Raw genomic sequence first — 8,795 nt, forward strand, 5'->3', positions numbered from 1 at the left:
CTCTCCCATGCTCTTTTCGGTTAGCAGCGCACGAGGTCGGCCGCACCCACGATGCCCGCCGCCGACCCGAGTTCCGCGATCCGGATGTCGGCGAGGGTCCGCACCTGGCGGCCGGTGACGTTGCGCGCGAAAGAGTCGCGGATCGGGCCGAGCAGGATTTCTCCGGCTTCGCAGACCCCGCCGCCGATGACGAACCGTTCCGGGTCGAGGATCGCGGCGAGGTCGGCTAGCCCTTGCCCCACCCAGGTGCCGAGGGTGGTGAAGCATTCCAGCGCGGCAGCGTCGCCTTCGAGGGCGGCCTGGGTGATGTGGTGCCCTTGGAGGCGTTCCGGGTCGCCGTCCGCGAAGTCGAGGAGCCGCTTGGCGCGCCGGGGGTCGGTGCGGGCCAGCTCGCGCGCTTCAGCGACGAGGGCGCGTCCGCTGGCGTACTTCTCCCAGCAGCCCCGGTTGCCGCAGCCGCACAGGCGCCCGTCCGGGACTACGCGGTAGTGGCCGATTTCCGCGCCCACCCCGTAGCGGCCTCTGAACAGTTGCCCGTTGAGGATGATGCCGCCCCCGATCCCGGTGCCTAGGGTGACGCACACCACATGGTCGACGCCGCGGCCTGCGCCGAACCGTGCTTCGCCCCACGCCGCCGCATTGGCGTCGTTCTCGATGATGACGGGAAGGTCGATCCGGCGCCGGATGCGGTCGCGCAGTGGTTCTTTGCACAGGTCCAGGTTGGGGGCAAAGATGACGGTGGAACGATTCTCGTCGACGAACCCGGCGATACCCACGCCGACTCCGCCGATGGCGCCGGCGGGGTAATGTCCCGCGAGTTCGTCAACGGTGTCGCAGACCACATCGGCGAGGGCGTCGCCGTCGGCGGGAGTGGGGTGCTTGACCCTCGTCAGGATCCGGCCGTCAACATCGACAACGCCGGCGGCCACCTTGGTGCCACCGATGTCCACGCCGATCGTCAACCGCATGGTCGGCTCCCTTTCACCTCATGCCCGAGCTCACGTCCGAGTGCCCTGGGACTCGCCGAATGGAGTAAACCATTGGATTAAACCAGTGTCGACGATCGGCCTGGCCGGTCGACCCTTGCGCTGACGGGTCTATTGTTCCCCGTCAGCGGGAGTTCCGGCGGCGCCGTTCCCGGGACGGGACCGCAGCGAACGCTCCACCGCGGACAGACTACGACTCATAGCGTCGAACATCAGCGCGCCCGCGGCGCTCAGGTGGCGGCCGATTTCGGGCAGGGTTTCGCGCGCGATGTCGAGCACCTGGTCGGTCAGCGGGGCCTCCGGCTCTGTCTCCTGCCGGATCGCCTCTGCCCATACATCATCGCTGCGCGGCGGCGGAGAGGCGGCGTTCTGGACTTGCCGCCGGATGGCGGCGGTGAGCAGCCTGCGCTGCACGGCGTCCACGAGGCGCAGCGCTTCGTCGATGATCTCGCTCGGATCCTGGTTGCGGTGGGAACTGGCCATGGTCATCCGTCTGTCGCTCGGTTGCCTCTTCTCACCGTAACCGTCTGCTGCGGTACTGTCTGCGCCAGATTGCCAACCGCGCACTGTTGATCCGAGTTCCACGATATGCCCCGAAACCTCCCCTCGCAGGCGAGGTGCGCCATACTTACCTCGCCGGACCCGGCTCACTGGCACGCGCGGTCACGGACAGTACAACGGTCCAGTTCGGGGCGTGGCAGCCGGATCACCATCCGGTACCAAATAGGCACAAATGCTACCAACCAGTAGCGTAAATTGTTACCGTCGTCACACTCTCTTGCCATGCCCGCACAACATCAGGAGCTGAACAGTGCGTGAGTACACCACCCCCGCGGTAAAGGAACTTGACCCGGATACACGACTCACTGACACCGTCTTCACCCGTGCGGCTCAGGAGCCCAACGCCGTGATGTTCCGGCGGCTCGTGGACGGTGCGTGGCGAGACGTGACCTGCGCTGAATTCCACCGCGACGTCATGGGCGTGGCCAAGGCGCTCATCGCCGCCGGGATCAACCACGGCGACCGGGTAGCGCTCATGTCGCGGACCCGCTACGAGTGGACCGTCATCGACTACGCCATCTGGACCATCGGCGGAGTGACCGTCCCCATCTTCGACACCTCCTCCGAAGAGCAGGTCGAGTGGATCCTCCGCGACTCGGGAAGCACGCTCGCCTTCGTGGAGAACGACGAGCACGCGGAACGAGTCCGGGCTGTCTCCGCACAACTCCTGGAACCCGACCGCATCGTGCAGATCGAAAGCGACAGCTTCCCCGCTTTCGTCGCCACCGGCGCGGACGTGGCTGACTCGGTGGTGGAGGAGCGCCGCGCCGCCACCGGCCTCGACGACCTCGCCACCCTGATCTACACCTCGGGCACCACCGGCCGTCCCAAAGGCTGCGAGCTCACCCAGCGCAACCTGGCCTTCGACGTCATGAGCGTCAACAGCGGCCCCATGAAGGACGTCTTCACCATGGAGGGGCGCTCCACCCTCCTGTTCCTCCCGCTGGCGCACTCGCTGGCCCGCATCATCCAGGTCGGCTGCGTGGAGACGAAGACCGTCATGGGCCACTTCCCCTCCACCGGCCCGGACCTGCTGGACGCGCTCGCTTCGTTCCGCCCCATGTTCCTGCTTGCCGTGCCCCGCGTGTTCGAGAAGGTCTACAACAAGGCTGAGCAGAAGGCCATCGCCAGTGGCAAGGGCGACATCTTCCGGAAGGCCGCGGAGACCGCCATCGCCTACAGCAAGGCGCTGGACACCGGGAAGGTGAGCCTGGGGCTGCGTCTCAAGCGCGCCGTGTTCAGCCTGCTCGTCTACCGCAAGATCCTGGCTGCGGTGGGCGGGCAGGCCAAGTACGCCGTCTCCGGTGGTTCCGCCCTGGGTGAGCGGCTCGGCCACTTCTTCCGCGGGATCGGCCTGACCGTCCTGGAAGGCTACGGTCTGACCGAGACGTCCGCCCCCACCACCGCGAACGCCCCCGACACCAACAAGATCGGCACGGTGGGCCGCCCCATCCCCGGCACGTCGATCCGGATCGCCGACGACGGGGAGATCCTCGTCAAGGGCGACAACGTGATGCGCGGCTACTGGAACAACCCGAAGGCGACGAAGGAGGCGTTCACCGAGGACGGCTGGTACCGCAGCGGCGACATCGGCGAACTCGACGAGGAAGGCTTCCTGCGGATCACCGGGCGGAAGAAGGAGATCATCGTCACCGCAGGCGGGAAGAACGTCGCCCCCGCGGTCATCGAGGACCGGATCCGCAGCCACGCGATCGTCAGCCAGTGCATGGTCGTCGGCGACAACCGCAAGTTCGTCGCCGCGCTCATCACCATCGACCCGGAAGCCTTCGAGTTCTGGAAGAAGCAGCACAACAAGACCGGCACCATCGCCGAGCTGGTGGACGACCCCGACCTGCGGGCCACCGTGCAGAAGGCGGTGGACGACGGCAACAAGGCGGTCTCCCGGGCCGAGTCGGTACGGAAGTTCGCCATCCTGCCGGTGGACTTCAGCGAGGCTGAAGGCCACATGACCGCGTCGCTGAAACTCAAGCGGCACGTCATCGAAAAGCAGTTCAGCGCGGAGATCGAGGCGCTCTACGCCGAGTGACCGGGCCTCTCCGGCACGGAATGAACCAGGGCTCCCGCCGCACGTGCGGCGGGAGCCCTGTCATGTTGGCCAGGCCTAGCGGGGCCGGTTAGCCGGGACGGACCGCCCCGACGAAGTTCTGCCGGTAGTAGGAGGTGAGCTCCACCACGCCGATCGGCTTGGACGACGTGGAGGCGTGGATCATCCGGCCGTCCCCGGTGGCCATGCCCACGTGGGTGGGCGCCACACTGTCGTAGAAGAACAGCAGGTCGCCACCTTGGATGTTCTCCCAGGAGACGCGCTGGCCGGCGTAGAACTGGTCCTGCGAGACCCGCGGCAGGCTCACCCCCGCGGCCGCCCACGCGGCCTGGGTCAGCCCGGAGCAGTCGTAGCCGTTCGGCCCAGTCCCGCCCCAGATGTAGGGCTTGCCGATCTGGGCGAAGGCGAAGTCCAGGGCGATCTTGGCTTTGCCGGTGGCCGGACCGGTGTAGGTCGTCCCCGAGGAGCTGACCGTGTTGATCCCGGCCGTCGCCGCAGCCTGCTCTTCCGCGGTGAGCTCTTCGAGCAGGGCTTCCTGCTCGGCGATCCGCGCCTCGCCCTCCTCACGGGCCTCCTCAGCTTCGTCGAGCTTGGCCTGGGCTTCCTGCTCGGTCTCTTCCGCCTCCTGGCGGAGCTGCTCCAACTTCTCCCGCTGCTCGGTGTAGCGCTCCAGCTTGTTCTGCTGGCTGACCGACAGGTAGTGCAGGTCCGCTGACTGGACTAGCATGTCGTCGGGGTTGTCGGAGCCGATCAGGTAGACCAGCGAGCTGTAGTCGACCCCGCTGTAGGCGGTGTTGGCGAGCACCCTGATCGACCCTTGGAGGCCGTCGAGTTCCTCTTCGGTCTCCTCCAGGTCCTCGGTGATCTCTTCGAGTTTCTCCTTAGCGGCCTCGTGCTCTTCTTTCGCCTTGTTGTAGGCCTCGTTGAGCTCGGAGAACTCTTGTTCCAGCCGTTCGATCTCCTCGCGGACCTCGTCGGCGGTCGGCTCGGCGTAGGCGACCCCGGGGGTGAGGGCGAGGAGGCTTGCGGCGATGACGCCCGCGGCCGTCAGACGGCGGCGCCAGAAGCCACGGTGATGGCGGTCATCATCCACGGTTGTGGCACACCTTTCTCCCGTTTCCGCCTACCGGTAGGACTGGGCAGTACAGGGCGGGAGAGACGCCCCGTCAGCAGAAGGACTCTCCGGCACGGTGGAGTGGGGATTACGCGCCGGGAGGGAGGTTCCCCGGTCTCCGCGGTCTGAAGGTGCGAGAGAGATCGCGGAGTGCGGCGGGAGCGGTCGCTGCCATCGGGTGATGGCGAGAGTCACGACTCCGCTCGGGATGAACATAGTGCATCCGCGCCAACACTCTCAACCAATTCGTTATGTTCTGCACAAAATTCGTCAAGTCCAAAATCACCGCATGATCGGCCCGAATCCCCGTCTGGCGCGGAAAAGCGGACGTATCCCGCTGCTGCGGGCCGTGGCCCGGATCAGGCTGGAATAGTCACGGCCATGCGGACGCCACGCCACGGCCAAGCCAGGGCCAAGCGCGCACCGCTCCCGGGCCGCCGTCCGTCCCGGCCCCGTCGTGGCGGGCTGGGCCAGCGGGACAGCACACAGCCTGCCGCCGGGGAGCAGCCCTCGGAAAAACACCTGGGGGTGGCGGCACGTGCCGCCACCCCCAGGCAACGACCGGTGCGCGGCGCCCGGTGACGGCGGTTCACCCCACGGGACCGCAGCTCTGCCCGTGCGGGCACGGCCGTCCCGTTCCCCCAGGGGAACCCCCGTTCCGCTCCCCTCGTGAGCGGGCTACGGGCGCACCGCGAACTGGAAGTGCTGGCTCCAGTAGCCGGAAAGGGAGACCACCTCGATGGTCCGTCCCGAGCTGGGGGCGTGGATCATCTGCCCGTTGCCCACGTACAGTCCCACGTGACTCAGCTCGGGGTAGAAGAAGACGAGGTCGCCCGGCTGCATGCTGTTGTAGCTGACCCGGGTGCCGACGGTGGCCTGCGCGTACGTGGTGCGCGGCAGGCTCACCCCGGCCGCACCCCAGGCGCGCATGGTCAGCCCGGAGCAGTCGTAGCCATCCGGACCGGTCCCGCCCCAGATGTAGGGCTTGCCGAGCTGGGCATAGGCGAAGTCGAGAGCGGTGCGGGCGTTGCCGGAAGCAGGACCGGTGTACGTGCCGCCAGTCGAGCTGGAGCCCGAGGTGAGCGGGTCGGCATCCGGGAACTGGGCGAGCAGGGCCTCCTGCTCTTCGATCTTCTCTTCGACTTCCTTCTGCTTCTTCTCGACCTCTTCCTTCTTCTCCTCGGCTTCCTTGAGCAGCTCCTCGTTCTCCTCCTTGAGCTGGATCAACCGCTCGGAAGAGTTGGAGAACTCCTCAAGTTCCGCCCGCTGGGTCTCGGAGAGGTAGCTGAGGTCCGCGGACTGCTCCAGGATGTCCGCCGGGTCCTCCACGGAGAGGATCGTCGTCACCGCCTCCAGGTCGGGGGACATGTAGGCGGCGCTGGCGAAGCTGGAGACCTTCTCCCGCAGCTCCTCGTAGCGCTCCTCCTCGTCCCCGAGCTGCTTTTCGAGCTCTTCGACCTTTTCCTTGGCAGCGTCGTATTCCTCTTTGGCCGCGTTGTACTCGTCGACGAGGGCGCTGGCCTCTTCGTGGAGTTCTTCGAGCTTGGCTTCGACCTCTTCTTTGGTCGGCTCAGCATGCGCGGTCCCATGAGGCAGCACGAGGCTGCTTGCCGCTACGAAACCAAGTCCGGTCGCGATTCGACGAGCCGCGCGCCGTCCACCTTGACTAGTCATGGCGCGGTACACGCTCCTTAAATCTGGTTCACCGTGAGGGGTTAGGTGACGTGGGGGGTGCGTCGGGGGGTACGACGCGAGGGAAGTTGTGTGGAGTCGGCAGCACCGGACGGGCGCACAGCCACGACCCCGGTTAGAGAACTTAGCGGACCAGTTTCCACCCGCTCAACCGTGGCAGAGAATTGCCACTTTCGACACAGGCGTCTTCTCCCAGCTCAGCACCGTTCATTCCAAACGGCGGAGGAGCAGGGGGGACGCGACGGTCCGCGCTTTTTCCCGCCGTACCGCCGCAATGATCTCTTTATCCGAGGTGACCACGGCCACGGGCCGCCCTTCCGGTTCGGCCCGCACCAGCCGGATGATCAATTCGTCGGCGGTCTCCCCGGGACTGCTGAACAGCACGCGGACCCGACGGGAATTCACCAGCGCGATCGGGGAGTCGATTTCCGCGCCGTCGAACACGCACGTGATCTCGGCTTTGGTCTGGGACGCGAGCCCTTCCAGACCGGCGAGCAGCTTGGCGCGCTGGTCGGCGAGCGGCCGGTCACCGTAGCCGGTCTTGGTGACGTTGTAGCCGTCGACGAGCAGGTGGATCCGCGGGATCGTCAGCAGTTGGTCGATGAACTTGGGGTCGTCGTCCGGCAGGCCCTGCCCCGGCATCTCCGCGGTGCCTGACCGCGCTTCGGCGGCCACGAGGTCGGCGGGGAGCGTGATCGACGCGGGCAAGGCCAGTTCGCGGCGCAGTCCTTGCGCGGCTTCTTGGAGCACGTCTAACAGCACCCGCAGGCGGGCTTCTTCGGCGCCGCGCGCCGCGCGGGCCGCCCGGCGGGCGTTCTCCACTTGGGCTTCCGCGGCAGCGAGCCGGTTGCGTAACCTCCGGTTCTCCGCTTCGACGGCGTGCAGCCGGGCCGCGGCGGCGTCACTGTGCTCCTGGGCTTCGGCGATGGAACGCTCTGCGCCGCGGACCGCTTCTTTGGCGCGCTGGCGCTCGTGGTGGAGCTTGCGGCGCAGCTCCGCGATCTCCGCTTTGTGCTCCCGCAGCTCCGCGCGGAGCCGGAGGACTTCCTGGCGGTGCTGGGTTTTGATCTCGTCCAGTTTGGTCTGCAGTTCGACGAGGGTTTCCGCGGTGTCGTCCGCGGCTTTGGCCCGGGCTTCGCGCTCCAGTTCGTCGTGGATCTGCTGGACGGTTGCCGCCCACCCTGGGGGCCGCAGCACGTAGAGGACGGCCCCGGCGATGACCGGGTCCACGGCGGGGGGCAGCTCCCCCTGGTCAAGCTCCGCAACGAGAGACGGCCACGCCTGCCGCATCCGCTCAGCGACGCGGGAACGGAACTCTGCGTCAGCCTCGAGTTGCGCGGCGATGTCAGGTCCGGCCAGGCGCGCTCGACGGCGCGGTTCGAACTTGGCGATCCTCCGCAGCCTCGGCGGGATCTCCGTCGGGAGCATCATGCCGAGGATCTCGGCCCCGTATTCGATGACTCGGGTGCGCACCGCTTCGGGGAGCGGCCGGTCCAAGGTCTCGTCGTCCGCGTGCTCCGGTCCGCGTTCCTCAGCATTCCCGGAATCGTCTGTCATGACGGTGCCCCATCGTCTCCGGGTGACGCCGTCGCCGCCCACACAGTCTGTTCCCTCCTTATGCTGCTGCCGGTGTGACTGCCCCTCCCGGCCGCGATCACACCTGGGCGTCCCCGCCGGCTACCGCGGCGCTCCGGGCAGTCTTCCCCATCTTTCCATGCTCTTCTGGGAAAACCGTGTGCCGCTCCTCGGCGGCCCTCCACCGCTGGCCGGGCCGTACCCTGGCGGGGTGACAGTACCCAAGGACCTGGTCCAGGGGTCTTTCGACGACCTGGGCCGCCCCCTCGCGGACGTGACGTTCGTGGTGGTCGACGTGGAGACCACCGGCACCCACCCGGCGACGGCAGCGCTGATCGAGGTCGGGGCGGTGCGTCTCCGCGACGGACAGGTCCTGGACGAGTTCACCACCCTGGTGAACCCGCACGCCCCTGTGCCCGCGTCGATCACCCTGCTCACCGGGATCACCACGGCCATGGTGGAGTCCGCGCCCTCGCCTGCGGCGGCGCTCTCCGCGTTCCTGGATTTCGCCGGGTTCCGTCCCGGCACCGTGCTGGTCGCGCACAACGCCCCGTTCGACGTGCGTTTCCTCAAAGCCGCGTGTGCCCGGCACGGGATCCCCTGGCCCTCCCCCGCGGTGCTGGACACGCTGCAGCTCGCCCGCCGCCTCGTCCCGCGCGGCGAGGTCCGCAATCACCGGCTCGACACGCTCGCCCGGGTCTTCGGTGCCCACCCGCCCGCCCACCGGGCGCTCGACGACGCCCGCGCCACCGCGGACGTGCTGCGCGGCCTGGTGGGGCGGCTCCGTGCCCGCGGTGTGGAC

Annotated in this window: 7 protein-coding genes; 2 read left to right on the top strand and 5 right to left on the bottom strand. The window is 67.7% G+C overall.

Translation table 11 applies throughout. The features are described from left to right. Positions 1-20: 20 nt before the first annotated feature. Together CW348_RS03240 and CW348_RS03245 are read right to left on the bottom strand one after the other, a co-directional pair. Positions 21-968: an ROK family glucokinase gene (locus CW348_RS03240; RefSeq protein WP_011291480.1), complete on the bottom strand. Its 948-nt coding sequence runs from the start codon at positions 966-968 to the stop codon at positions 21-23. A 129-nt stretch (positions 969-1,097) separates the two neighbouring features. Continuing rightward, on the bottom strand, positions 1,098-1,469 hold the full coding sequence (locus tag CW348_RS03245; protein WP_152436233.1) for a hypothetical protein: 372 nt from the start codon (positions 1,467-1,469) through the stop codon (positions 1,098-1,100). A 328-nt stretch (positions 1,470-1,797) separates the two neighbouring features. Here CW348_RS03245 and CW348_RS03250 point away from each other — a divergent pair, with 328 nt between their 5' ends. Beyond that, positions 1,798-3,594 (top strand): long-chain fatty acid--CoA ligase, encoded by a 1,797-nt coding sequence (locus CW348_RS03250; RefSeq protein ID WP_011291478.1) that lies wholly within the window; start codon positions 1,798-1,800, stop codon positions 3,592-3,594. 88 nt (positions 3,595-3,682) lie between these two features. Here the strand turns inward: CW348_RS03250 and CW348_RS03255 are convergent, their stop codons facing one another. The 3 genes from CW348_RS03255 to CW348_RS03265 all read right to left on the bottom strand — a co-directional run bounded on the left by CW348_RS03255 (position 3,683) and on the right by CW348_RS03265 (position 7,975). Beyond that, a complete protein-coding gene (locus CW348_RS03255; protein WP_011291477.1) occupies positions 3,683-4,705 on the bottom strand; it encodes an NlpC/P60 family protein in 1,023 nt (340 codons plus the stop codon). Between the two features lie 699 nt (positions 4,706-5,404). Beyond that, positions 5,405-6,400 carry a C40 family peptidase gene (locus CW348_RS03260; protein WP_011291476.1) on the bottom strand — a complete coding sequence of 332 codons (996 nt, stop codon included), beginning with the start codon at positions 6,398-6,400 and terminating at the stop codon, positions 5,405-5,407. A gap of 225 nt (positions 6,401-6,625) precedes the next feature. Continuing rightward, positions 6,626-7,975: an NYN domain-containing protein gene (locus CW348_RS03265; RefSeq protein ID WP_011291475.1), complete on the bottom strand. Its 1,350-nt coding sequence runs from the start codon at positions 7,973-7,975 to the stop codon at positions 6,626-6,628. A gap of 157 nt (positions 7,976-8,132) precedes the next feature. Between CW348_RS03265 and CW348_RS03270 the strand changes: the two genes are divergently transcribed. Next, a partial coding sequence (locus CW348_RS03270) for an exonuclease domain-containing protein (RefSeq protein WP_287462736.1) occupies positions 8,133-8,795 on the top strand: 663 nt, incomplete at its 3' end.

The organism is Thermobifida sp., from assembly GCF_017577275.1.
GTDB classification, from domain to species: Bacteria; Actinomycetota; Actinomycetes; order Streptosporangiales; family Streptosporangiaceae; genus Thermobifida; species Thermobifida fusca.